The sequence below is a fragment of the Flexibacter flexilis DSM 6793 genome, from assembly GCF_900112255.1.
Lineage (GTDB): Bacteria > Bacteroidota > Bacteroidia > Cytophagales > Flexibacteraceae > Flexibacter > Flexibacter flexilis.
The window spans coordinates 594456-620161 of record NZ_FOLE01000001.1; the positions used below are offsets into that span (position 1 = coordinate 594456).

General features: G+C 44.6%; 31 protein-coding genes. 5 read left to right on the forward strand and 26 right to left on the reverse strand.

What is annotated here, in order from left to right:
• Position 1 precedes the first annotated feature (1 nt).
• From BM090_RS02565 to BM090_RS02680, 26 genes are all read right to left on the reverse strand, one after another.
• Complete coding sequence (locus BM090_RS02565; protein WP_091506800.1) at positions 2-3151, reverse strand: efflux RND transporter permease subunit; 3150 nt, start codon at positions 3149-3151, stop codon at positions 2-4.
• Positions 3152-3306: 155 nt separating this feature from the next.
• A complete protein-coding gene (locus tag BM090_RS02570) occupies positions 3307-4116 on the reverse strand; it encodes a DNA methyltransferase (protein WP_091506803.1) in 810 nt (269 codons plus the stop codon).
• Between the two features lie 106 nt (positions 4117-4222).
• On the reverse strand, positions 4223-5074 hold the full coding sequence (locus BM090_RS02575) for a hypothetical protein (RefSeq protein ID WP_091506807.1): 852 nt from the start codon (positions 5072-5074) through the stop codon (positions 4223-4225).
• A gap of 5 nt (positions 5075-5079) precedes the next feature.
• On the reverse strand, positions 5080-5550 hold the full coding sequence (locus tag BM090_RS02580; RefSeq protein ID WP_143083840.1) for a hypothetical protein: 471 nt from the start codon (positions 5548-5550) through the stop codon (positions 5080-5082).
• Positions 5547-6395: a hypothetical protein gene (locus BM090_RS02585; protein WP_143083841.1), complete on the reverse strand. Its 849-nt coding sequence runs from the start codon at positions 6393-6395 to the stop codon at positions 5547-5549. The genes BM090_RS02580 and BM090_RS02585 overlap by 4 nt, the downstream gene beginning before the upstream one ends.
• 6 nt (positions 6396-6401) lie before the next feature.
• Positions 6402-6755: a hypothetical protein gene (locus tag BM090_RS02590; RefSeq protein ID WP_091506819.1), complete on the reverse strand. Its 354-nt coding sequence runs from the start codon at positions 6753-6755 to the stop codon at positions 6402-6404.
• A gap of 1 nt (position 6756) precedes the next feature.
• Positions 6757-7470 (reverse strand): hypothetical protein, encoded by a 714-nt coding sequence (locus BM090_RS02595; protein WP_091506823.1) that lies wholly within the window; start codon positions 7468-7470, stop codon positions 6757-6759.
• Positions 7460-8017: a hypothetical protein gene (locus BM090_RS02600; RefSeq protein ID WP_091506826.1), complete on the reverse strand. Its 558-nt coding sequence runs from the start codon at positions 8015-8017 to the stop codon at positions 7460-7462. The genes BM090_RS02595 and BM090_RS02600 overlap by 11 nt, the downstream gene beginning before the upstream one ends.
• 5 nt (positions 8018-8022) lie before the next feature.
• Complete coding sequence (locus BM090_RS02605) at positions 8023-8304, reverse strand: hypothetical protein (protein ID WP_091506830.1); 282 nt, start codon at positions 8302-8304, stop codon at positions 8023-8025.
• On the reverse strand, positions 8301-8591 hold the full coding sequence (locus tag BM090_RS02610; protein WP_091506833.1) for a hypothetical protein: 291 nt from the start codon (positions 8589-8591) through the stop codon (positions 8301-8303). Before BM090_RS02610 ends, BM090_RS02605 begins: the two co-directional genes overlap by 4 nt.
• On the reverse strand, positions 8584-9126 hold the full coding sequence (locus BM090_RS02615; protein ID WP_091506839.1) for a hypothetical protein: 543 nt from the start codon (positions 9124-9126) through the stop codon (positions 8584-8586). Before BM090_RS02615 ends, BM090_RS02610 begins: the two co-directional genes overlap by 8 nt.
• Positions 9101-9283, reverse strand: a complete 183-nt coding sequence (locus BM090_RS02620; protein ID WP_091506841.1) for a hypothetical protein — start codon at positions 9281-9283, stop codon at positions 9101-9103. The genes BM090_RS02615 and BM090_RS02620 overlap by 26 nt, the downstream gene beginning before the upstream one ends.
• Positions 9280-10233, reverse strand: a complete 954-nt coding sequence (locus tag BM090_RS02625; RefSeq protein ID WP_143083842.1) for a hypothetical protein — start codon at positions 10231-10233, stop codon at positions 9280-9282. The genes BM090_RS02620 and BM090_RS02625 overlap by 4 nt, the downstream gene beginning before the upstream one ends.
• Positions 10234-10241: 8 nt before the next feature.
• The gene (locus tag BM090_RS02630; RefSeq protein ID WP_091506847.1) at positions 10242-10532 is read right to left on the reverse strand and encodes a hypothetical protein; all 291 of its coding nucleotides are present in this window, start codon (positions 10530-10532) and stop codon (positions 10242-10244) included.
• Entirely contained in the window at positions 10529-11281 is a 753-nt protein-coding gene (locus tag BM090_RS02635; protein WP_091506849.1) for a DUF6046 domain-containing protein, read from the reverse strand. The genes BM090_RS02630 and BM090_RS02635 overlap by 4 nt, the downstream gene beginning before the upstream one ends.
• Entirely contained in the window at positions 11274-13307 is a 2034-nt protein-coding gene (locus BM090_RS02640; RefSeq protein WP_091506852.1) for a phage tail tape measure protein, read from the reverse strand. The genes BM090_RS02635 and BM090_RS02640 overlap by 8 nt, the downstream gene beginning before the upstream one ends.
• 7 nt (positions 13308-13314) lie before the next feature.
• Entirely contained in the window at positions 13315-13482 is a 168-nt protein-coding gene (locus BM090_RS18270) for a hypothetical protein (RefSeq protein WP_177199815.1), read from the reverse strand.
• Positions 13483-13541: 59 nt separating this feature from the next.
• Positions 13542-13889, reverse strand: coding sequence for a hypothetical protein (locus BM090_RS02645; RefSeq protein ID WP_091506855.1), 348 nt, complete (start codon positions 13887-13889; stop codon positions 13542-13544).
• Positions 13890-13908: 19 nt separating this feature from the next.
• A complete protein-coding gene (locus tag BM090_RS02650; protein WP_091506858.1) occupies positions 13909-14337 on the reverse strand; it encodes a hypothetical protein in 429 nt (142 codons plus the stop codon).
• Positions 14337-15617 carry a DUF2586 family protein gene (locus BM090_RS02655; protein WP_091506861.1) on the reverse strand — a complete coding sequence of 427 codons (1281 nt, stop codon included), beginning with the start codon at positions 15615-15617 and terminating at the stop codon, positions 14337-14339. Before BM090_RS02655 ends, BM090_RS02650 begins: the two co-directional genes overlap by 1 nt.
• Positions 15617-15931 (reverse strand): hypothetical protein, encoded by a 315-nt coding sequence (locus BM090_RS02660; protein ID WP_091506865.1) that lies wholly within the window; start codon positions 15929-15931, stop codon positions 15617-15619. Before BM090_RS02660 ends, BM090_RS02655 begins: the two co-directional genes overlap by 1 nt.
• Positions 15916-16446, reverse strand: a complete 531-nt coding sequence (locus BM090_RS02665) for a hypothetical protein (RefSeq protein WP_091506870.1) — start codon at positions 16444-16446, stop codon at positions 15916-15918. The genes BM090_RS02660 and BM090_RS02665 overlap by 16 nt, the downstream gene beginning before the upstream one ends.
• Complete coding sequence (locus BM090_RS02670) at positions 16443-16976, reverse strand: CHAP domain-containing protein (RefSeq protein ID WP_091506873.1); 534 nt, start codon at positions 16974-16976, stop codon at positions 16443-16445. Before BM090_RS02670 ends, BM090_RS02665 begins: the two co-directional genes overlap by 4 nt.
• On the reverse strand, positions 16898-17341 hold the full coding sequence (locus BM090_RS18120) for a hypothetical protein (RefSeq protein ID WP_143083843.1): 444 nt from the start codon (positions 17339-17341) through the stop codon (positions 16898-16900). Before BM090_RS18120 ends, BM090_RS02670 begins: the two co-directional genes overlap by 79 nt.
• Positions 17342-17440: 99 nt before the next feature.
• The gene (locus tag BM090_RS02675; protein ID WP_091506877.1) at positions 17441-18436 is read right to left on the reverse strand and encodes a hypothetical protein; all 996 of its coding nucleotides are present in this window, start codon (positions 18434-18436) and stop codon (positions 17441-17443) included.
• Positions 18437-18457: 21 nt separating this feature from the next.
• Complete coding sequence (locus tag BM090_RS02680; protein WP_091506880.1) at positions 18458-19612, reverse strand: Clp protease ClpP; 1155 nt, start codon at positions 19610-19612, stop codon at positions 18458-18460.
• A gap of 194 nt (positions 19613-19806) precedes the next feature.
• Here BM090_RS02680 and BM090_RS02685 point away from each other — a divergent pair, with 194 nt between their 5' ends.
• Genes BM090_RS02685 through BM090_RS02705 form a run of 5 tightly spaced genes read left to right on the forward strand, consistent with a single transcriptional unit; the run spans position 19807 to position 25691 of the window.
• Positions 19807-20274: a hypothetical protein gene (locus BM090_RS02685; protein ID WP_091506883.1), complete on the forward strand. Its 468-nt coding sequence runs from the start codon at positions 19807-19809 to the stop codon at positions 20272-20274.
• On the forward strand, positions 20258-21778 hold the full coding sequence (locus tag BM090_RS02690) for a hypothetical protein (RefSeq protein ID WP_091506886.1): 1521 nt from the start codon (positions 20258-20260) through the stop codon (positions 21776-21778). Before BM090_RS02685 ends, BM090_RS02690 begins: the two co-directional genes overlap by 17 nt.
• Position 21779: 1 nt before the next feature.
• The gene (locus BM090_RS02695; protein WP_091506890.1) at positions 21780-22373 is read left to right on the forward strand and encodes a hypothetical protein; all 594 of its coding nucleotides are present in this window, start codon (positions 21780-21782) and stop codon (positions 22371-22373) included.
• 1 nt (position 22374) lies between these two features.
• Entirely contained in the window at positions 22375-24564 is a 2190-nt protein-coding gene (locus BM090_RS02700) for a phage portal protein family protein (RefSeq protein ID WP_091506893.1), read from the forward strand.
• Positions 24561-25691 (forward strand): DNA methyltransferase, encoded by a 1131-nt coding sequence (locus BM090_RS02705; RefSeq protein ID WP_091506896.1) that lies wholly within the window; start codon positions 24561-24563, stop codon positions 25689-25691. Before BM090_RS02700 ends, BM090_RS02705 begins: the two co-directional genes overlap by 4 nt.
• Positions 25692-25706: the final 15 nt, after the last annotated feature.

A 25706-nucleotide genomic window follows, 5' to 3' on the forward strand; every position in this document is an offset into this window, starting at 1 on the left:
ATTAAACGTTTGAGTTGGAAATAGTGGGTTGTGTTGTTTTTTTGCGGGCAAGCGAAGCGAAAACCACATACAAACCCGGTATCACGATTACGCCAAAAACCGTCCCGAAGAGCATTCCGCCCAGTGCCGCCGAGCCTATGGTTCGGTTGCCGACAGCACCCGCCCCCGTAGCCACCACCAACGGCAACAAACCAGCCATAAAAGCAAAAGAAGTCATCAGGATTGGGCGCAAACGCAACGTAGCCCCTTCGATGGCCGCTTGCAAAGGCGTGTGCCCCTCTTCTTGTTTTTGGGCGGCAAACTCCACTATCAGAATGGCATTTTTACCCAACAAACCGATAAGCATGACCATCGCGATTTGGGCATAAATATTATTTTCCAGACCCAAAACACTCAGCAAAAAGAAAGCCCCAAAAATGCCCGTAGGCAGCGACAGAATCACGGACAAAGGCAGCAAAAAACTTTCGTATTGTGCCGCCAAAAGCAAATACACAAAGGCCAGACAGATAATGAAAATAAACACGCCTTCGTTGCCTGCACCCGCTTCGTCTCTGGAAATACCCGCCCAGTCGATGTCATAGCCGCGCGGCAGTTTTTCTCTGGCTGTTTCTTGCACGGCTTTGAGCACGTCGCCACTACTTACGCCTTGTTTGCCTTCGCCGTTTAGCTCCGCCGACGGGAACATATTGTAACGCGTGATTTGGTCGGGGCCATAGGTTTTCTCCAACGTTACAAAAGCCGAAAGCGGCACCATTTCTTCGCGGTCATTCTTGACGTACAGTTTGAGCAAATCTTCAGGTTTGGCGCGATATTCGGGCAAAGCCTGCACCATTACTTTATACATTTGCCCGAAACGAATAAAATTGGTGGCGTATTCGCTGCCCAGCATCGTTTGGAGCGAACCCATTGCATTACTGACGGTTACGCCTTTTTGCGCGGCTTTATCCAAATCCAAAAGCAAGGTATATTGCGGGAAACTCACATCGAAAATGGTAAAAGCACTCGCAATTTCGGGGCGTGCTTTGAGGTCTTGGATAAATTGTTTTACGACTTCTTCCATTTTTTTCAAATCACCATCACCCGTTTTGTTGAGCAATCGCAACTCAAAACCACTGGCATTTCCGTAACCCGGCACGGCGGGCGGCGGGAAAAACTCAATCGCCGCATCTTTGATATGAGCCGTTTTTTCTGTCAGCGTTTCCATTACATCATCTACCGATACGTTGCGTTCATGCCATGTTTTGAGGTTAATCAAAGCGGTGCCATAGGTCGCGCCCGTTCCATCAGAAAGAATATTTGTACCCGAAAGTGTGGACACACTCGCCACGCCTTCGGTTTGTTGGGCAACGCGCTGAATTTCGTTTACCACTTCTTTGGTTCGCTCCAGCGTAGCCCCCGAAGGCGTAGTAATACTGGCGTAAAAAGTGCCTTGGTCTTCGTTGGGAATAAAACCAGACGGCAAGGTTTTGCCCAAAATGCCAGTACCCAAACAGAACAGCAACAAAATCCCGAAAGTAATCGTCCTGCGGTGCAAAATCAGTTCCAAAACCTTGCGGTATCGGCCTTCGATGCGTTCATAACCACGATTAAAACCCGCCAACAAGCGTGTAAAAACATTGTGTTTGCGGTTGGCATCGTGTGCGTGTTTGCGGAGAATAAGGGTAGAAAGTGCAGGTGTAAGCGTAAGTGCCACCACGCCCGAAAGCACAATCGAAATGGCCATCGTAAGCGAAAATTGTCGGTAAAAAATACCTGAAGGGCCGCTCATAAAAGCCACTGGCACGAACACGGCAGACATCACCAACGTAATGGCCATAATCGCGCCGCTAATTTCTTTCATGGCTTGTTCTGTGGCTTCCGTTACGGTCATGTCGGGCGACTGCTCCAGTTTGGCGTGAATGGCTTCCACCACCACAATCGAGTCATCAATTACAACGCCAATGGCCAAAACCATCGCAAACAGCGTAATCATATTCAGCGAAAAGCCTAACAGACTGATAAAGAACATTGTCCCAATCAGAGCCACAGGAACCGTAAATGTCGGGATAAGCGTGGAACGCCAATCTTGCAAGAAAATAAACACCACGAAAGCCACCAGAATAAAGGCTTCTATCAGCGTTTTGATTACCTCGTGTACGGACGCGTCCAGAAACTGGCTAATGTCGTAGTTGAGCGAATAATCCATTCCCTTCAAAAAAGATTTTTGTTTAAGTTCTGCCAATCGGGTTTTTACGTTGGCAATTACCTCGCTGGCATTAGACCCCGGCAACTGCTTGAGCATAATGGCGGCGCAGGGTTTGCCGTTGAGTTTGCTTTCCACATCAAAATAAATCGTTCCGAACTCTACATCAGCCACATCTCGAATCCTAAGGATTTTGCCCGAAGCCTCCGCCCGCAACGGAATGTTTCCGTATTGTTCGGGAGTCGTAAACTTGCCTGTATAACGGACGGTGTATTGTAACGACTGGCTTTTCTTGTCGCTACTTTCACCAATTTTACCGGGGGCGGCTTCTACGTTTTCTTCTTGTAAAGCGTTGGTTACATCTTCCGTAGAAATGTTGTAAGCCAGCATTTTATCAGGTTTTAACCAAACACGCATCGCGTATTCTTTTACCCCCAACATACTACAATAGCCTACGCCTTTGATGCGGCGCAACTCAGGAATAATATTGATGTCGGCGAAATTGAATACAAATTTTTCGTCCATCGTCGTATCCGTGCTAAAAATATTCAGATACATGAGCATGGCGTTTTCTTCTTTGGCAATTTTTACCCCGCTTTTAATTACTTCTTCGGGCAGCTCGCCCATCACGGCATTGACGCGGTTTTGGACATTTACGCCCGCCACGTCGGGGTCTGTGCCTATGTCAAACAATATTTGCACCACACCAACGCCATCGTTGCCCGCATCGCTACTCATGTATTTCATGCCAGGCACGCCATTAATGGCGCGTTCGAGTGGCACAATGGCGGCTTTGGTTACGGTTTCGGCGTTAGCTCCCGTATATTCTACGGTTACGTTTACTTCGGGCGGCGCAATGCTCGGAAAGAGCGTCATGGGAAGTTTGAACAAGGCAATTCCTCCCAGCATACAAATAATAATGGAAATAACGATGGCCAGCACAGGGCGATGTATAAATTTTTCTATCATCTAATTATCAGTGGTTTATAGGTTAATAATTTGAGATAACAGCACCGCTTCAGGCACAATTTTTTCGCCTTCTAAAATCTAAAAAATCAAATTTCCAAAAATCAAAAATCAAATGTCCAAAAAAAAGCGATACAATTACTCGTATCGCTTTAAAATCACAACGCTGATATTCGCCTAACGGCAGCATTGTAGTACTCCTCATCAATCTCAGATCCAACAAATTGCGCACCAATCTCATCGGCGGCAACGGCCACGCCTGACGAGCCTGCGAATGGGTCAAATACAACAGAATTGCTACCAGCTCCTACAAGTGCTAATAATCTTACTAACAATCGTACAGGCTTCTGCGTTGGGTGTATGACTACCGAACCACGCTCGGCAGCTACTTCAATGATACTCTGCTCCTTCATCCCCTCAACAATCGACTTAAGCGTTGTCACTTGCCTGTCTGGAGTAGCTATCGCAGCCCCAATCGTAAGGCTTTCTTTGCCGCGTTTTTGGCTGTAAACGACTGTATTTTTTTCTAAATACGCGATTACATTATCAAGCTTCTTCGTCTTGAGTAAGCCCTTCAGCGATTTCAAATCGCGCAATATACCCGCCTCATCATATCGTTTCATTTCAAGATAAGGCACTTTACACGCCTTAATCTTACCCTTACCCTTAGTACTTATACTAATCGTCTCATGTCGGCGACCCAGTGCCATAAGCGGCGAAGATATGCGCTTCTTGTCCCAGATAATCTCTTCCTTAAAGGCGAATCCAAGTTCCGCAAGTCTTGTATTCCATCGATAGAACGATGCGCCACGTCCAAAAATGACAACAAAACCATCAGGCTTTACTATGCGCTGAATCTCTGAAAAAAAAGTAGCCTCGTCGAATGGCCTATCAAGTTTATGCTTGAGATAAAGGTAAGGAGGGTCTGTAAGAACAACATCTACGCTGTTCTCTGGCATTGTCTTCATCACTGCTATACAATCTGCGTTGTATAGCTTGTGATTTTTGTAATCAAAAAAAAATCATTAAAAAAATAAAAAAGTAAAAAAATATAAAAAAATAGTATTTCACCGACTAATCGGTGAAATACTCAATACCATCAAAGACAACGCGATGCCCTACCGCCCAAGTGACTGGCGAGGTATTTGCCCATTGCACGTCGCCATTCGGCTTAATGATCAACGGTACATTTTCATCCGTTCTTCTATAATCAGAAATATATATGTTAGAAGGCAGTACAATGGTTCTGGATGGCAGAGCATTAGTTGGCAACGTTAATAGTTTGAAATTGCCGTTATCAACAGTCTTGACGGCGACACCACACATAGCTATCTTATTGACCGCCACACGTCGCCAGCCTACTGGATTATCGTATTCGGGATCGTCTGACCAGTCGGTATTAAAGCCGCCACCAGGCATATCTCTGATTAAATTCCAAGCGGTCAATCCATTTAGCTGATCTATCTGCGCTTGCAACGCCGCCACTTGTGCTTGAGTAGCTTTATCCGCGTAATTTATCTTTGCCTGCAATTTTTGCCAAAAATCAACACGACTTATATTCGACAATGCAATCCCTGTGCCTGATGGCTGCACAGAAGCGGTGTAGCTTCGTGTTACAGCACGCTCAATGCCGCTTGGCATATAAGGTTTGACAACCTCAACGACAGCATTGGCAACAATTACTGATGGCATCTCGACGGCTACAACAGCCTCTACAGGCATGATTCGGCCAGCCAGCCACACCAAGCCAGCAGATACGTCAAACATTCCTACAGTGGCTGACGCTGTAACATTACAGCCTGACAGTATGCAATCATCTACATCTCGCAGAACAGCCGTAGCAGCTATACGCGCCTGTTCGTCGATCTCAATGAAATCATCGCCCAAAAAGCCGCGTTTTTCAAATTCTTGTACTTGCTCTATCATGCTAATTAGTAGTAAGTTATTATATATTTTACAGACGCAATTAGATAGCGATTTAATTGCGATTTAATCGCTAATTCATTACCGTTTAATTCAATGGGAACAATGACCTCAAGGCCTGTCGCATTAAGATAATCAGCGTATAAGCCAATATACATAGGCTCAGTATCCTTATCAATATACACAGGCTCACCCGCTAACTCGTTTTTTGGAAAAAAAACAGGCTCAATTTCATTGGCGATGTTATTAAGCGTAATGCGACGTAGCATCGGGTCAAACACGTCGTTAAGAATACTCTCAAGCACAATCGTCTGGCCATTGTACAGTGCTTGCTTTTGCGCATTGGCCAAAAACACAAGCCAAGTCGCATACATTGTCGCTAATGGCGATAACATCACGCCAAGCATTGCCAGTCGCTTAGATTTTCGCAATATCGATGGCAACAAGTCTTGAGCCAGCTTATTGAAGTCTATCGTCATGCGGGTATCATGGTTATTGTTGATTCGATTGGAGTCGCCGAATTGAGCTTAATGTAACCCGCACGAGCTTCGTAATATTGCCCGATTGCCACTATCTCACCGCCCGCGATTGACTGTAATCCAGTCAATTCAACATCCACTATACCTGTAACAGATTGCATTGAATCTCGTAATTTTTCGCGCCAAAACAAGCCGTCTTCTGGCAGGGCTGCCAAAAAATTATTAATTGCGGCAATTACATTCTGCTTAACAGTAGCAGCATCGTAAATCGCATTGTATCGCACGTTAGCTCCAATAGTCAATAAATCAGCACTAATACTAATGGCTTTGATTCGAGTGCCTGCAAATTGTATCCGATTAAGATACGCAGAGAATTGTAACAATTCTTCGCTGCTAAGTGCTTGTAAATCTGTGATACTACCTTTAGCCACTTTAACAATACATATACCCTCGCTACTATTCTTAGCCACGACACGAGTAATAATCTTACTACCACTCGCACCTGACGGATAAGTTGGAACACCATTAATTATCTCAATAGAATCGCCGAGTTGAAACAGTCTTGCTTGCTCAGCAAGCCACGCAGGTGTGCCGATTTTCACACTGCTTACCGTCGAGGTTATAAGTGAGTAATACAGCTCAAGAACCTGCTCGAAAAACGACATTGCTACGGCAATCACGAAGTATATGAGTTTCCACCGTGCCGTTTCCGAAGGCGAATTAACCGCCGACAACTCAGGTACTGCCTGATGCGTTGCAATCATTTCCGCCTGATATTCTTGCCAAGTCTTTGCCATTTTTTTAAAAAAAAGTTTAGCCAGCACCAGTGTTAGTGATGCTGGCATAATTAATTACATTGATTGGCTTTCGCCAGCAGGGTTGGCCGCCGCTTGCGGCAAGCCAGACTCGTTGTCCAACCACGCTTGAAAATCCGCGTAAGTAACAGTGGTTAGCTCGGCTATATCAGCTGGTTCAAACAACGCTGGCTCTTCATTCAATAGGTCGGCTACATTGAAGTAGTACACCTTAGGAGATACTTTGTACTTTTCCCAGACTGGCGAATACCCGAATTGATACGGACAACCTACTCTGTTCGCGAATATTAATTCTTTCGCACAAGCAGCAGTATACGCGGCTGCCTCACTTGGGTAATTGGCTGAATCAAAGACATATAGCTTTAAGTCAGGGTATTGGCGTTGTTGCATTTTATAAATATTTAGTTATCAATTCACTTTCAATCAGTGCTTTATATTCGTTCATACCGCCGTGCATCAGCACCATGTACGCAATGTATCCGTTGAATTTGAGCGTCAGATTCGCAGGCATATTACCTATGTAATTGATGAACGCCTTTATCATAACATCGGTATTAATTCGCATAGCCTCAACTCCATTAATTCGTATCGCATTGTTAGTCATTGTAATTACACATTTATTCGTGCCAATAAATGCTGCCGTTGCGGATACTAATTCCACTCCAGCATTGCTGTCGCTGTTGCCAACAGTTGCATTGATTATCGTCGCGTCGCTGAAGAATCCGCCCTGCTCCATCCCCGCAACGTACGACACGGGCTGCGTACCGTAGCCATTTTGTTGCACAACAAACATCGCGGTGAAGTCGCCTATAATTGTAGCCCACGTAGCGGCAGTTAAGTAGTTCGTTCCCGTGCCTATGGCCGTCCCTAGCCCTATACAGTGATGCTCATACCAGTGTGATGTTATGAGTTTTGGCCTATTCGAATAACTTGGCTGGGCCCATACGTTACCAACTCTATCCGTATATGTTGCTATTCTACTTCCGTCCGATGCGACAATGTCATCAGGGACTACCCAGACCACTGGCAGTTGGCTGGCAATAAGCTCATCAAGCGTTTGTGTGTTTTTTCCAATTCTACGCCACAAGTATCTACTATTCAGCATCTGATTTCCATAATCCTATTGTTCCAATGTAACTCACGCATAAGACTGCATACTTGCCCGATGGAACAGCCACCGTATGCGATGCTATACCGATGCCCGTATCACCTGAAGGAATCTTCACATCTCGACTTATACTATCGTTGTTTTTAACGACAATTGTCATGGCCGAGCCATTGGCACTTCCTATTACGGCAATTGTTACATCACCTGTTGAGTCGCTCGTTAGTGTTAATTGATTTTGCTGGTCGATTTTTCCGCCAAAATCATAAGTAACCGTAGGCGCCGTACCCGTCGGGGTAACGGCTGCGTTATAAGGTACTTGCACGTCTGTAATATTTCCCGTCGTGTGGCCGTGCGCAGACGGCGGGAATGTGGACGGCTTGCCCGACAAGCTCTCCCACGTAACCCCTGCTTGAGCGAATAGCGTTTCCACAAAATTCACAAATAAGCTGCGCAGGTTTTGCGCCGTAGTAAGCGAGGGGTTACCTCCCGACTTCACGTAAGCCACGATGTCTTCCAGCAGCTGTGTCTTAGTTCTTATTGCCATCTTTTTTAATAAAAATCTTGTGAATCAAAATCTTGCGAATCAAAGTCATTCATTGGCTCAATGACCGATTGCATTGCACTGCCACTGTTTACGCGAAAGGTGCGTGCCGCATAATAATCAGTAACACTACTATCTTCTACGCTTTCAAGCGGTTGTAGCACCTGCCCAGCCAATAGTAATGATGTTGGGGTGATGCCATTATTCGCACAAAACTGCACGACGGTATTTAGGTCGCCATGTGTTTGCAAATGCGCATCAATTACAGATTGTCCTTCTGTTACTATCATCTTTCAGCCCTCGTTATCACTGGCTTACCTTCTACAATTGCTACTTTATAATCTATAAAATTATCCGCTTCCAACTGCGTTTCAATCGCGCGAATCAATTCATTGGCAGTAATATTAGATTTGCTTTTTGCCAGCAAATTAAGTCCAGTCAAAGGCGAATTGCGCCAATTCCCTTGATTAGTCATCATAATCGAATACACTTCTTGAGCATTCGAATTTCCTATCTTCATATCTCCATTGGCATCTGCGCCAATATCATCGTCATCGTCGTCCAGAAAATCAGCCATGTTTTATCTTCGTATTTTCAATTTGAGAAAAATCCCCTACCTGTTTGCCTGTTATTGCGGCTTTAAGAGCGGCCTGTAACGCAGATGCCGTACCGTTTCCAGTTTCTGGAATTGCCCCACCGTTAATTACCGATAGTATCGCCGCCAGCAATTCATTGTTTTTTTGCAATTGCTTTTTCAGCTCATCAGCGCGAACAAACCCACCAAAACCATCGCCGTTAAATGTCATTGAATCGGCATTTAAAGCGATTTTAACAACTTTCGAAATCGCCACAATTTGCATCACGGCATCTTGGCCATCAACAGGTGCAATAATCACGTCACTGTCTTTAGCAGGAATAAGCAACATGCCAGATTCTTGCAGGGAAAGCAATACATCAGGATAAGTCAAATCCTCCTCTTCCACGTACACCTCGCAAGTATTGGCCGATTCATTTACACTCACAACAGTGCCGCTAATCCAAGCGGTAGGTGGTGCATTACGCTTAATGGCGGCAAGTATCGCCTCTCTAATTTGTTGAGTCGCTGCGCTCATAATCACATGATTTTACAAAAACCTTCTGCACTTGATAAACGCCCGTCGGCATTATTTCGATAGCCAAAACAGCTTCATTATAAGAGGCATATTCTTGCATTAGCAATCTCAATTTACCTTGCGAATCAAATTCCGCTACTTTAAATACCTCTCTCATTTTGTTGCTGCTCCAATTTCTAATGTTCGCACAATTCCACCGCTATCCCATGCAAAATTTACTGCATCGACATAGTAATTACCTTTCTTATCAGGATAATCCCTGTCGATAATCGTTACAATTTCGCCATGTTCGATATACGGCAGTCCCCACAAGTCCACTGAGCCTTTAAACCCAGCGACTTTTACTTTTTTAAGCCGCTCATTTGCGTACCGCTCGGCTTCCGATTGCGTAATCTTAGGGATTCGCATACTAATCGTTTCGCCGCCTTCGTCACCTACTACCGCTTTCACGCCTTTGCCCGATGTGACTGTTACTTTCACTTTCACATCATCAACTGCCTTAAATTCAAGGCTATGCTTACGCACGCCCTGCGGAATATTGACTGTATATATAGGTGTCAAGTTCTGTTCAACACGTGCCAGATGCACCAGTCCGACGTACAGTTTTTTTCCGATAAAATAAGCACTCAAACCATGCGATTCCTTGAGCTTGGCCAAACAAGATGCCACGTTCGTATTAGTGGCCTTAAACGCCCCAAGACTAATGCTGGCCGCACTATACGCAATGCCTTTGGGAATAATCTTAGCCAATAGCTGAGCAAGTGTACAACTTGAGAATATGCAATGCGCTGCCGTATGCTTGAGCTTGTACATGTAATCTTCGAGCAGAATCTCAATTGGTATAGTAGGCTTTACGGTAGCTACAAATCCGATAAACTCTTGCACCAGCTCATTGTCATAACCAGCATACACAGTAACAGGGTCGCCGACTTTAATTAAATCCTTAAGGTCATAGTCTTGGTCGTGAAAGTAACTTCGTGAAGCTATCTTCAGCGTGCCAGTACCGACTAAATCTTTCCACGATTTTTTGCAAGAAAAATGGTTAATCGTGCGCAGCTCAAACTCATTACGAGTTGAGGTTTCACCGAATACCACTCTTATTTGCATCGCCAGCATTACTTGTTGTTGATTATAATTTGCTTTTCAATTTCATAGACGCGTGTCGAGAGCGCATCTTGTTTGAGAATCACATTGTTGAGTTTTTCCGAGTAATTGAGTATCACCTGTTCTCGAACTGCATCATTTTGCAGCAGCGTATTAGTGCGTTGGTTTAGGCTTTCTAAGTTGGCCGTGATTTCGTTGAGCGTGCGAACCAAGAAAAAGTTTGCCACTGCCATCAGTACGACTATCAGCGATTTGCCATAGCCCCAAATATCTTCAGTTAATTGTCTTGCGTTTGCCGTCATTTTCGCTTGAATAGTTTATTCGTTTTTACATACAACTCCTGTGCTTGCGCAGAAGCTGCCGAAATTTGAAAAGGGATAACATTCGGTGCATCTTCTATTACCCCAATGGTGATTTTCTTGATGTCAATGCTTCTGATTTTAAGTATGTTAAACATCAATCCTGAGACATCAACACTGGCAGCAATATTCTCCCATGCCTGCAAATTTCTGATTTCGTCTTCGGGGAATACATCACAAGCCATCATGCCACTTTGTTTAGTTTCCGTGATAAGCAGGCCGCGAATCGTAATTTCCCAATCCGAGAAGCCGTACAGCTCTCTTATCGAACCTACGCCGCCATTGATAGGTGTTTCGGCGATACGTTTATCCCGCGAAAACTCGCAGAATGTTGTCGCGGGCAATTGGTATGTTTTATAATCCACTGACTTCAGCGAACCGTCGGGCGCGAATACATTGTACTTTTTACCCCCAAATGATACAGGCATCATAATCGGTGTGCCGTACAATGTTCGGGGCAAATCACCCGAAACCACTTGTGGCGCAACATCACCGAGTTCGAAAACAATCGGCTGGCGCGTGTCTTCATTGGGCGGTATTTCATAGACATTACCCAAGAGCTTGTCCAGCCTATCGGCTGCCGCATCACGTACACCTTCGATTTTATAAACCACCGCATTTGCCAGCGATGGGAATACTTGCCCTACTACCTTATCGACCGTATAATTTTTGATTACTACTTTATCATCCATTGCTCATAATGATTTCAGCGTCATTCAGTGCCGCCACTACAACTCGTGCGATTTTGTTTTCCAAATCATCCAGTCCTTGCGTAATAGTGCTTGATACGTGATTAGATACTTCTATCTTATCAATTCGCAGATTCACAATTCTTGCTTTTGTATCGCCACCAACTTCTGTCTTTTTCGGAGCCTTGGTATCAATTTTTTTGGCATTAGCATCAACTTCAGGCTTTGCGATTGGGTTTTGAATCCCAGTCGGATAGGCTGTCAGTGCCTGCGGAGTAAGCAATTGACCCGCAACCCCAACAGCCACAGGAGCAGATGTTCCAGTCGCTGGATTCTCAATCACTGGCGCGGCGATAGTAACGGGGTTACTGAACAAGCCCTTGACATTCTGCCAAACCTCCACAATCTTTCCCCATAGCTTGCCAAACCAGTCAATAATGCCGCCAAATACATCTGAGGCCCAAGTCTTAAGCGAAGGGAATAAGTAATCAACAACTTGCCAAAGAATTCCGAATGGTGATAGCTTAATCACCCAGACCGTAAAATTTTTGATAAATCCCCATATCTCATCCCAATAAGTGTATAGCAAAGCCAATGCACCCACAACCGCCACGATTCCAAGCACAACCAGCCCCAACGGATTCGCATTCATTGCGATGTTTAGGCCCCACTGTGCAGCCGTAGCCGTAATAAGTGAGGCCACGTAAGAACCGATACCAGTCAGAGCAGTCAAGACGTATTGCCCACCCGCTTTTAATGCGTTTAAGCCTGATGTCCAAGTGCTTAATGCAAATGCTTTGACTGACACAGCAGCCGTAGCATATTTGGCCTTCGCAAAATCAACCATCGTATTGGCGGCGGCCATCGCTGGCGCAAATTGGCTTAGGAATAACAACGAGCTTGAACCAACCTGAACAAATGGCAGCATGCCCGATGTAGCATTAAAGATGGAGATTCCCCAGTCTTTAAATTGCGCATTAATCCGAGCCATTCGGCCTTCGTGCGTATTCAAGTTAGCATTCGCTGTCACTACTGCTTGATTAGTCCCTGTAATTTGCTTTTGCAGGTCTTCTTGATATTGAATAGTACTCAGCAATGTAGTTGCCGCAGCTGAATTTTCAGTACCAAAAAAATGAGTAACCAAAGCTGAATCCTTCTGAATTTTTGTTAGCTCTTTCAGTCGCTCGGTAAATGGCAGTGCTTTATTCGACAACTTATCAATATTAACACCTGCTGCAATAAGGCTTTCTTGCGTATCCTTGGGCAAGAATCGACCTTTTCCCATCGTTGCTATCACATTGCGCAACGCTGTACCAGCCTCTGCGCCAAATTTACTTTTAGTACCTAATGCTTGAATAGCAGCATTCGTTTCAATAAATGATACATTAGCGTTATATGCCTCAGAACCTGCGACTTTCAATGAAGCACTAATAGCTGTAACATCAGCAGAGCCAGCATTTGTAGCAGCCGCCATGATGTTCATATATTCGGTCATGGTTTTCGCTGCTTGCGTAGGATTATTCAAATCTGCACCAAATTGCAATAATGCTGTATTAAGCGCATCAGTAGCTCCTATTGCATCACCTTTCATATTAAGAGACAGTATCTGCACATTTTCGCCCATCGCTTGTAGAGCTACGTCGTTCTGTGCGATTTGCGGCCCAAGTTGCGAAAGAATAGATGTATAAGATTCAACAGCCCGAGACGCATCACCGCCAAACTTAAGCGCAGTTTCGCGTGCTTTTTGTCCTATATTATCAAGCCCAGCACCTGTTTGACCTGTCATACCTGACAGTTCAGCTAATTGGCTTTGAAATGCGACACCTGGTGCCGTCATGCTATCTAATGCACCTGCTGTACTGGTAATCGCATCGCGCATCTGGTTGAATAGAAATGCTTTGCCAGCAGCTTTCTCCAGTGCCGAGCCAAACGAGTTACTCGCTTTTTCAGCACCAGCCAAACCAGCCGTAACGCCACCCAAAGGCTTTGTTACCTGGTCCACTAATCGGAGAATGAATTCTGCTACCATTGCTTATTTAATCTTTTTTACCAAACGCCTCTGCTATTACTTCATGCAATAGGTTCTTGTAGTACTGCCGCTGATAGGTGAGCATAAAGCTCAATTCAGCCCATTTTTGAGCCAGCTCTTCATCTGTATAGTCTTCTGGCTGGCCCCCGTAATGATAACGCAGCAGTGCGTACATTCGTCGCCAGCTATCGTTTTCACTATCACTACTGATAGCAGCCCACTCAAAGACTTCTGCTATAGCTTTTTTTTCGTCTCAAAAAGCAATTGGCATTGTTCGTTGAGCGCGAAATACACACTATCATCTTGTTCTGCGATATCTAAGTCGCCAGCAAGCACACATGAATTGATAGCCAGCTCTTGAATCTTAGTCACCCAACCAGCCTTACGTTCCGCCGCAATCTCTGCGATTGCATTGACTTGCTCTTTCGTCGGAGCGTGAATAAAAAATTCAACATAACCTGATTCGCTAAACTCAGATTCAAATTTTACAACTCCAATTTTGCGGCGTTGCTTATCTTTTGACTGCCAATCTTCAATATCAGATGGCAATATTGATTTTGGTTTTTTCGTATTTAAAGCCATTATATAGGGGGATTAATTGTTATTTAACATTCCAATCAACAGAGATGCAAGTGATGGGCATTTTACACCATATCTCGCCTTCTCCTTGTTTCAAGTCGCGAACGGACTCATTAAAGTTACAGTTGCGAACAATGTCTTTGTAAAATTCGCTTCCATACTCGTATTGTACGATTACATCAAATTGAAGCTGCTGAATCCTCAAACCGCCTGCTAATGCACTTTGAATTGCTTGTACCTCTTCCCAGAGTAATTCAATTTCACACTTCGCTTTATAATTTTTCCGAGCCTTGCCAACTGGCATTGCGCCAGCACCATAGGCCACCTCAGTCGGCCACTCGTCGGAGTACGACAGTGATTTTATCCCCACGACATCGCGGCCAAGAATGTTGATTGTGATTTGATTCCAGCCTGTCAGTTCACCAAAACGGTTATTGTTAATCGTTGCCATTAGCTGATTTTTTTGACCGCACCAATAGTGCCTGTTAAAGTTCTTAGAATTCCATTGCGCACATATTGGATGCTCATGGTGATACCATTTTGCGCCAACACGTCCTGCTCCACAGGTATAGTTAAAACGGGATTACCGCTTAACTCATTGGCTAATGCCATCACGCTCAAAGCCTTTTCGCCTTTATTTTTCAAGTAAGTAACCCATGTACTCAATAGGTTACCTGTAGTAGCATCGACTTCTACATTGCCTTTCATATTCGGCAACAACGCAGCGCGAGCGATACGGGCTGCTTTATTCCATACGCGATTATCTTCGATGTAGGCATAATCACTGGTTACAGATGCGGCGGTATGGGAGTCCGAGAAATAGACACCATCATACCCTTCATAAACGCCTGCATAGATATAGCCTTTGCTGTCCAATGCCGTTTTTTGAGCATTAGACAAAGCAGAATAAGCCGTACCATTGGTAAGTGATGCCGTCAGCCACCATTCCCGCGAAATACGGGTAAGTGGATAGCTCTCCACGCCCAGCCACGCCGATGGTTTATTCTCAATGGCTACCGAGCCAACACACTCAGATACTTTGCGGACGGCCACCATCCCCAAAAATGAGCCTACTTCGGCGTATCCAGCGTAAGCCGAATCTAAGGCAGCGATAACGGGGTCTTGAGCTACGAGTGCAGAGCAGTATTCTGTGCCAATGTCGCGCCAAGAGGCAGCATCAGCAATCGGTTCACCTGGCTCTAATCGCGTTTCAAAAACGATGTTGTCCACATAAATTTTATCATCAAACAAATCTTTGCATAACAAATCAGCTTTCAAAGCAGCCGCCTGAACATCGGCATCGACACCATTGTCGTATGCGTGACCATAGCCAACAATGGCATTTCTGAGAATCCCAACGCACTTGAGCTTACGGCCGTGCACATCAGAACGCAAGAGCTTCTTCAGATAATCATTGGCCAAATCGCACATGTTTTCAAACGTAACAGAGCGCGATACGCCCATAATGAAAAGTGTTCCGTTGGGTGCATATTCAAAAAAACGTTCGATGTGATGGTGCAACAATAGATGATTATTCGCATCGTACGAAGCGGTCAAGCCAAGCGTATCTTCAGCGTAAGCAAGTGAATCTACCTTATAAACTGTGCCAAGCTCAAATCCTGATACAGCGACTGCGCCACACAGTAAACCCATGTAGCCCTCATCGCTTACACCAGTTCTACCTAAACCGCCTTGCGATTTGGTGAACGAAGGTCCTGAAAATGAGTGCATTATTTCTTAGTTTTATTAGATTTGTGTTCTTCAGCAGGCACTTCAGCAGATACATCAGCAGGTACACTGGTGTCAATGATTGCTAATGGGTCAGCATCGGGCGCAAGCTCTATTGCCTCTTGCGCGGCATAAGACTCATTAATAATAGTGTACAGCTCAAGTTTGCTTTGGCGCGCATGCAATTGCGCAGCATTCAAGGCCGACGGTTCGAACAGATTGCCGTCAATTGTGCCATAGCATTTTTCAAGATTTGGATTCCTTGCAAAAACCTCATCTATGGCTTTTTGCTTCAGTTGATTTACAGAAATGTCCATCGTTTTTTTATCAATAAGTATATGATAATCAAGATAATCAATATAAGAAAAGCCCAACGTAAGGCTTTGTCGTACCAATAAGCGTGATAGACAATCACAGGTACTTTTTCACGCCGAATTACCTCCCTAACCGTTGCCGAATCCGATGTATGTAGCTTGAGCTTTTCGATAAGTTTGTCACGCACGAACAACTCTCGTTTTAACGAATCAGATTTACAATCAACTGAAATTCTACCGCTTGTATCAATGGATACACTCAGCTTACCAGCCGTTGCTTGTACGGTTTGGCCGTAATTACGTGGCGGTTTATAAGGCAATTGCCCAACGTACTGAAGGCTTTGGCCTGGAGTCCAGACCGTTATAGGTCGCAACAAATCCGTCTCCCTCACCGATAGCGAATCAACATTCGCGCTGGTAATTGATTGTTGCTGGCGGCGGCAAGCAAGCCCACCAACCGCCAACAAAATCACCCCTACTACTACGAAACTAATCCTACTTACACGTATTGTCTTCATCGGACACCTCCAGTCCAGCGAGATACCGCAGCGATGACACCAATAGGGCGGCGACGGCAATACACGCCATCACCTTCGCGAGAGCCAGCCATGTTCGTGTTACCTTCCACCGTAACAACAGACTTGCGACCCCACTCATGCACGAATCCTATATGGCTGATTCGCTGTGATTTGCCAAATCTGAACCCGACACAATCGCCAGTGCGTGGCTGACCTATTGGTTTGGTCGGTGTCCATATTATTTTTTGGTCGGGAAACCAAGCGGCTGCCCAAGCGTTATTATTCGTTTTAAAATCGCAACTCGTTAGGCAGTAATTGACAAACGCGGCGCACCACGAATAGCCAGTGCCAAGCCCGCACGTTCGCAGGTATTGGGCTACTGCTTTGCCGTCATTGCGGCCAGTCGCTTCTCTTACGCCGACTTGAGAGAGATACGTTTTTTCTACACAAGCTAAATCGCCAGCAGATTGGCAATGACTGTTAGTATGTACAAGGAGAGCAAGCCAAGCGAGAATAATTGCCTTTGCCATATTTTTTTATTGTCGTTCGTTTTTGTATGCGGATTCAAAATGTCGAGTAACAACTCGTTTTCCATACGCCTATATATATAAGCGTGTAGGGTTGGGAATGATAGGTATATGAGCAGGTTGACTACGCCAAACTCTACGGCAGTGGCCAAGCAAGCATAAACCAGCTTTAACAGGTAGCTGTCATCATAACAGACGATGCGTGCATCGAAATGTCTGAGAATGGCGGGTAAAAATTCCCACACCAAAAGCAATACAGGGACGACGATTAGCAACTCATTCCATTGGCGAACAAATCGCTTAATTCTCAATTTGAGCAATTGACCATTGGTCAATTTATTTTCTTGTGGTTGGATAGACTGTTTCATTTTTAGGAGGGAATGTTTTTAGGAAAAAGAGGCTGTTACTTAATACAACACAGCCTCTTTTTATGTATCTATTATCGTTTTATTGTTATCAGGAAAACGTTAGGCTCGTTTCGAGACAATCGCACCAAACCCTTCTGATTTTACAGGCAATACGAGTCCGTATTGTCTAAAACCAACTCTTGTTTCACGATTATCAGGGTCAGTGGCCGCCTCTTTGTAATACATCGCTGTTTCTCCTAAAGCCCTGCGAGCGCGAGACTTGACAATAAATGTACTGGCATTACGGTCAGTACTTGGTGCAGCTGCTGCGCCGAATGCTTTTTTCACATTCAGAGCTGTATAGACAGGGTTATAGGTATTTTCATACATTTTGAACGAAAGCATAGGTAATACCTTACCAGTCTCTGTTTGAAAATATCTATCTCTGAACGTTTGAGCCGCTGTATCCATCAGTAAGTCATTCACATGCTCATTACATAGCACTAAGAGCCTATCGAATAATGGGACCTTAAGCGTATCCAATGCCGATTTAAAATTTACCAAATCCGCCCAAATCAATCTGTTACGACCATCTACCACAGGCCCAGATGTTTCAATGATTGGTGTGCTGGCAGATGCAGAGTTTGTGGCGAGAGAGTGCAATCCGTGCATACCATAGTTATCTTGTAATACAGCTGAATGGCGGTCTAACACAGAACCAATTTTGTCATAAGAAGCGGTGTATAACTCATCATCACTAATCTTGGTATTTTGCGTATCATACTTATGCAATGCAATGATAACATCTTGGTCGTCGCGGTAGACTGACGAAATAGGATAAGTAGTGTTGTCAATCAAGACTTGAGGGTCTGCACCAATGTCCACGAGATGAATTGCATTATGTTTCACATAATTATTCGCCGTCGGAATTTCAGAGAGCCAGTCATGCACGCGGTCAAATCGTTTAATTATCTCACCAGTGAACAGCTCAGTGTATGGTGTTACGCCGACAAATAATGCACCCGCGCCAATTCGCTGGTTTTTATTAATGGCCTGTGCGAAGGCGGAGGCCAGCATCATTGCGATGATGCTCAAAAAAGCAATAATAGTTTGCATATTTATATTTGTGATTTACGATTAAAACTTCGGCTCAAACCCATAATGGGCTTTGTACAAGCTCATGTACAATTGCGTTTTGCCATTACGCTCGCGGTCAAACGCCTCTCCGTCAGCCATTAACTCAATCAGCGTTTTATATTCTTTTTCATCGGCAGGCGGCGTACCTCCTGAAGGTGTAATAGTTCGAGACGCACTCATTCGAGCAGTTAGCTTCTCGGCAGTCGATTGTAATAGGGTCATGCTCGCATTTCCAAGCGATTCCCAATGTTGGCGTTCGGCTTCGGTGGCTTTGCCCGATGCAATCATCGAAGTAACGTATTGCTTAACCTGCTCACGCTGCATTGTTGCAAAATTCTCATTCTGCGACTTCATGCCAGCAATGGCCGCCATAATCGCATTTTCGTCGGCTGTTTCGGCCAACCCAAGGGCAACGGCTATTTTCTTGCCTTCCATATTATTATTATTGTCTGTTGTGATAGTTACTTGATTGTTCACCGAATACATCGTTACCGATGCAGTTAGCTTTGATTGCATACTGGTAAGCTGTTCTTTTATCGCCTCCGAATAAGGCTTATACAACTCCTCCAGTATTGCTGCGGGGTCTTCCGATACCCCAAACGGAATCGCGTCGATTATGTCAGTTATCCAGCCATATTCTTTGGCTGACTTCGCCGAAAACCAAGTTTCAGCATCCATCATCGCAATAATCTGATTCAGTGGCTTGCCTGTTTTTTTTGCATATAGCTCAGCGGCATTATCCTTGGTTATCTGCCACAGTTGTTTGGCCGATTCAAATTCTTTTAGGCCGCCATAAGCCATTAAGCATGGGTTATGGACCATATACAGCGTGTTAGGCATTGCATAAACTTCGTCCATTGTACATGCCAGCAACGTCGCTGCGCTGGCACACAATGCGCCGATATACCCTATTTTTTTCCCCTTAAATCGGGTCAATTGATTACACATTTCATTCGCCTGATGTGTGTCACCGCCGCCGCTATTGATATACAGGTTTACGTTCACGCAACCTGCCGTGATTGCCTCATCAATTTTTCGCGTAAACGCATCCGAGTTGTTCATCTCGGACCACCACGATATATCGCCTTGTATCACGATATACGCAGTACGGCTATCCGTCGCCTGCATTACTACGTATGGTATATTCTTCGCCATTACATCGCTTATCTATTTAGTTTGGTTACGATTTCTGCTTTTAGTGAAACAAAGTTGGCAGGGTTTTTTTTGGCGAAAAAATTGGCATTCGATGATACGTGTTATAATCACGCATCACACGTAATAGTATGCCGCACAATGGATTACAAAAAAGTATAGCCGCTTTTAATGTGTTTTTTTTGTAGAAAAAAGACATGGGCAGAACCAAAACAGATGCACAAGCTACTGCATTCGAGCTATACGTTCATACCGAGAAAACGCAGAAAGAAATAGCCGTACTCGTGGGTGTTGCTGAGAAAACAATAGGGACATGGTCAGCCGCTGGACAATGGGAATCCGTGCGTTTAGCGAAGCGTACAACCACTCATGCAATCGTTGCGCAATTGGAAGATATATTGAAAAATCAGCTTGCGAAAACAGCCGATAAAGCGGCCAAAGAGGGGTTGGCCAAAGCTGACGCAGACATTATCACGCAGCTTACTAATTCGATTGACCAGATGCGACAAGGTGTACCAATTCGCTACATAGTGCAGGTACTCGAAGAATTCACCGACTACATTCGAAGCAATTGCGATAAGCGTATCACCGAGGAAGTAATCGGGCAACAGACAGGTTTTTTGGCGCGTATAAAAGACAGATTGAATAATGTTAGCAAGCGATAAGCTCATTGAGCAGTATCTTGAAAAGCTGCAACGCATCAAGAGCGGCACAGACACACATGGCCGCGATAAAGAGTGCGAAAAAGACAAGCAAGCGCGATTCAATCGTGCGAAGAAAGACTATGCGTTTTTTGTCTCGGAATTTTTCCCACACTATGCCGAGTATCCATGTGCTCCGTTTCAAATTGCGGCGGCCAATGACATATTGCGCAATAAAGATATTAGCACAGTAGAGGAATGGGCACGCGGACACGCTAAATCAACGCACTTTGACATCTTTATCCCAATATGGCTGCACTTATTTCACAACCAACTTGATTGTATGCTGTTGGTGGGCAAGAATGAAGATGCTGCAATTCAGCTACTTTCAGACCTTCAAGGCGAGCTTGAAGGCAATGAAATGCTAAAGCACCATTTCGGAAAACTGGTGCTGTCTGGGTCGTGGGCTGAAGGAAATTTTATCACAAAAACAGGGGCAGCGTTTTTTGCGCTCGGCAAAGGCCAATCTCCACGTGGTCGACGCAATGGTGCTAATCGGCCCGACTACATTGTTTGCGACGACATAGACGATGACAAAGCATGTCGCAATCCTGAACGTGTAGATGAAGAGGTCAAGTGGGTACTCACGGCCTTAATTCCTACCATGGGTACGAATCGCACGCGATTTGTGATGGCCAACAACCGAATCGGCAATAATACGATTCTTACAAACTTGGTCAAATTACCACGATTCAGGCATCGGGTGGTGAACGCTATCAATGCAGAAGGGAAACCCTCTTGGCCCGGCAAATTCACCATGGAGTTTTTAAACAGCCGCAAAGAAACGCTTGGTATCATATACTTTAATCAAGAATACCAGAACACGCCACATACGGCGGGCAAGATATTCAAGCCCGAATACTTTCAGTGGTGTAATCGTTTGCCGCTCAATCAATATGACCGAATCGTATTAGCGTGGGACGTGGCCTATTCAGAAGCCGCAACAGCCGACTTTAACGCCATGGTGATGGTCGGTTTAAAAGGAACGCAAAAACATGTGCTCAAAGCATTTGTTGACCGCTGCACCATGGAAACGGCTTTACGATGGTTATTCCAGCTCCATAATATTTTGCCAAAAACAGTGACCGTGGAATATTACATGGAACAGCAATTCTGGACACAGGCGGTACAGCTTGCCATTGCGACTGTTCAGCAAGAATTTCAGGGGAAAAAATGGCCAAATCTTATCAAGATTGACAGACCAGGGCGCGGCCAGAACAAGTATAGCCGTATCGTTCAGATGTTGCCTGAATTTCAGCGTTATGAGATGTCTTTTGCAGAGCAAGAACGCTACAATACTGGCATGCAATTACTTGTCTCGCAGACGCAAGGAATCGAACCAAATTACAAGACCAAAGATGATGGCCCTGATGCGCTTGAGCAATGCAATAATCAATTGCAACAAACCATCATAACAGGCGACTCAATACCCACGCTCGGAGGTTTCACAGAATCAAAAAAATACTAAAATGCTATACTACTTCCTTACCACCAGCGACTTACAGGCCGCACTCAAGCAGGACCAATTCGACAGTATTCGTGGCGATGATGATAATAATATAATCATTGCCGATACACAGGCTACTACGTTTGCCATTGATTACCTACGCGAACGCTTTGCCGCGGAGGACTGCTTCCCGATTATTTCAGATTATGACGCGCTTTCAGAATACAAAGCTGCGCCAGCCGATTATGATAGAACGATATACAGGCTTAATAATCAGATTGTTAATTATGTATATTTTGAAGAAAAATTCTACAAATGCAAACAAGACTGTAGTGGCATCGACCCAACCAATAGTACTTATTGGGCCGAACACGACCCCCGACCAGCACGCATAGTAGATTGCGTTACGGCCATTGCGATATACAAGCTACATACTCGAATTAATCCGCGAAAAATACCGCAGCTTCGCCGAGACAGATACGACGAAGAACGCGAATGGCTTGCTCAGGTGCTGGGCAAGGAAATAACGCCAGACCTGCCGCGCCCAGTGGTGATTAACGACTCAATTGATTATCCAATTTGGGGCAGCAACACCCCCCAACAAACCCTATACTAATATGTGGGATATTTTTAAGAAAAAGCCAAAAGCAATAGGTGATAATGAGCTGATGCAATTGGCATTCGATAGATTAGATACGACTTCATTGCAGATGTTGGCCGCCGCGAAAGGTCATAAATCTGCAAGTGAGGGGATTGTTCCATATTTCCACAGTGAGCGAGCAGCCTCATTGTTGGAGTGGTCGCAAGGCATCGAATTTGCCAAAAACCCACACATGTACAATCGCAAGCAATTGTATCGGACGTATGATAATGCGTACCGCGACTTGCATTTGACAGGCATTATTGGCACTCGAATCACGTCTTTGCAGAATTCAAAATTCAAAGTAACGCGCGAACTTCGGCAAGATACAGGCGCAGAGGATTTGTTCAAAAATATGTGGTTCAGGGGCTATATTCGGGATATGGCCATGAGCATATTTGATGGCTACACACTGGCCGAAATAACGGAATTTAATGACCAATTAACTACCGTTTCAATTGGCAATAAAAATTTACAAATACGCGAAATTTCAGAGATTTCGCGCGTGAACAAATCGCACGTAAGACCAGAGCTTAACAAGTGGTTTGCCTATGATTATGACACCGCATCGGCAGGATTTGACTACACTGCCGCACCCGATAATCTCTATTATATAGGAATCGGCGAGCGCAAAGACTTAGGTCTGATGGAGCGAATTACGCCTATTGCGCTGGCCAAACGATACGCTCAAGCGACTTGGGGAAGTTTCAATGACAAATTGGCCGTACCGTTCAGGACTGTCACTATGAATGGGCAAGATGTCAAGCGAGAGCGTAAATTGGCAGAGATTCTTGACAAGATGGGTGCAGCGGGCTGGGGTATTTTACACCCTGGTGAAGAGCTAAAATTTATTGAGGTGAGCAAGAGCGATGTACATAAGTGCTTCGCGGAATTGATGGCATATTGCGACAGCCAAATGTCTATTTCTGTATTACACCAGACTGGCACAACGAACGAAAAATCCTATGCAGGTTCGGCGGCGGTGCATCAATCTGTGGCCGAAGAAGTACACGCTGCCGACCGTGCGTTTTTGGAATACAACGTCAATACGCAGCTCATGCCGCGATTGCTGGCACACGGCTATCCATTGCATGGCTTCAAATTCGAGCGAGACGACAAGACACAGATTCCTTTACTTGACCAAATCAAGATTGATGATACGCTGATGCGGCACTACCATGTAAGCCCTGAGTATGTGGCCAATAAGTACGATGTACCGATTGAATTTATCACGGAAAAATCAAGCACTGGCGGCGGCGAGGCGGTATTAAAACCAGTCAATAATATTACCGACGTAGTCGAGCAAGTGGCGGCCAAGAAAACGGGAAAAATGTATTACGCTATGCCAGCAATGTATTCGCAAAAGCCGATGTCCGCGATTATGCGCACGGAATACCCTGTAACAATGGCCAGCGATAACACGCCTGAATTTAAAGGACTTGGCGGCCTGATTCAAAAAATATTTGATGGCAAAGCGCAGAAGATTGACCCAGACTTATGGCAATATATCAATGACGCGCTTATCGAAGTAGCCAATGAGGGCGTGGGTGTTGATTTACTTTCAGTAGATTATACGAAGCCCGATAATCAATTACTACAATTCATGCGCGACAATATATTTCTGTTTTCGTCCGCCAAGACGTGGCAGCAGATGCGCGAGATGTCGCAGCTATTATACGACGAAAACGGGCAAGTGCGTAGTGAATCTGAGTTCAAGCGATTAGCGAAAGGTACACATAACATGTACGTGCAGTATCTGAGCGTTGAACGCAACACCGCACTCGCGTCTGGGCAAATGTTTCAGATGTGGCAGGATTTTGCCGCCAATACGGATGCCTATCCTAACCTACGCTATGAGACCGCAGGCGACAAGCGTGTACGTCCTTCGCATCAAGAATTGGAAGGCATTGTGCTACCGTTCAACGATTCGTTTTGGGATACTTATTGGCCACAAAATGATTGGGGTTGTCGCTGCCGCGTAACGCAAACACGTGATAAGGCCACGGATAAGGCTACGATTGTACAGCCTACCATTAGCCCAATATTCGCCAATAACGTGGGCAAGTCGGGCATCATATTTAAAGAAGACGCGCACCCATACTTCGACGTAACGCGCTCACAAATGAATGACATCAAGGCATTTACAAACGACAAACTCAAAATATGATAACATTACTTAATACTGATTTCGCAAATCACATTAACAATATTCCTGACAAGTCAGTGGATATTGTATGTATAGACCCTCCGTATCTTTATTTAAAACATAAACTTGATATACCTTTTAACGAAAAGGCGTTGTTTGATGGCATCGCAAGGATTATTAAGCCTGAAGGATTTGTTATCTTATTCGGGCGTGGTACTTCGTTTTATCGTTGGAATACAATGCTTGCCGAACTTGGGTTTAATTTCAAGGAGGAAATAATTTGGGATAAATCCCAATGTTCAAGCCCCTTGATGGCTATTAGTAGAGTACATGAAACCGTTTCGTTGTGGTCTATCATAGGTAAGATTCACAAAGTGAAAGTGCCTTATTTGGAGATGAAAAAACATGACATAGGTAGTATTGTGCAGGATATTAAGCGTATGCGTTCAATCTTTAAGGACACTAAGTCTATGCAGGCGGTGCTTGACTTCTTGGAAAACAATACAGTAGCGTATCACGAAGCTACTTATAAGCATCGCCACGCAGATAATGGCGAGCATGGTACAATGGATAGATGTGTAGCGGTAGAGCGCTCTACGCAAGAGGGGTTAAACGAAAAATCTATAATCAGAAGCGACTTTTCGGGAGATTTCAAAAAAAACGTACCGACAACTCTTTGCGGCACAAAAGCTAAGGACGGATTAAAGGTAGTTACTGTTGCTCAATCTATGGCATGTGGCTGTAACGAAAAATCCATTATACGAAGTGATTATGAATCACATGATAAATTTACAAAACACTATGTAAATGCAGACAAAAGATGCTCTGGAAATAGATGTACAGACGTTGCTCAATCTATAACCTTTGGACTAAACGAGAAAAGTATTATCAAACAGGTTCGCGACCATTATTCAGCCATACATCCAACGCAAAAGCCTGTTAAACTACTAAAGCGAATCATGGCTTTGTGTTTCAATAAAAAAACAGAAAGTATATCAGTTGTGGACTTTTTCGCAGGTAGTGGCTCTACCTTAATAGCTACTCTTGAGTTGTCACAAGAATACCCTAATATTCAATTTAATGGCTTAGGGTGTGAGATTGATAAAGGCTACTATGAAGATGCTAAGCAAAGAATAGATGGGATTTGATAAGAATTTAAAACA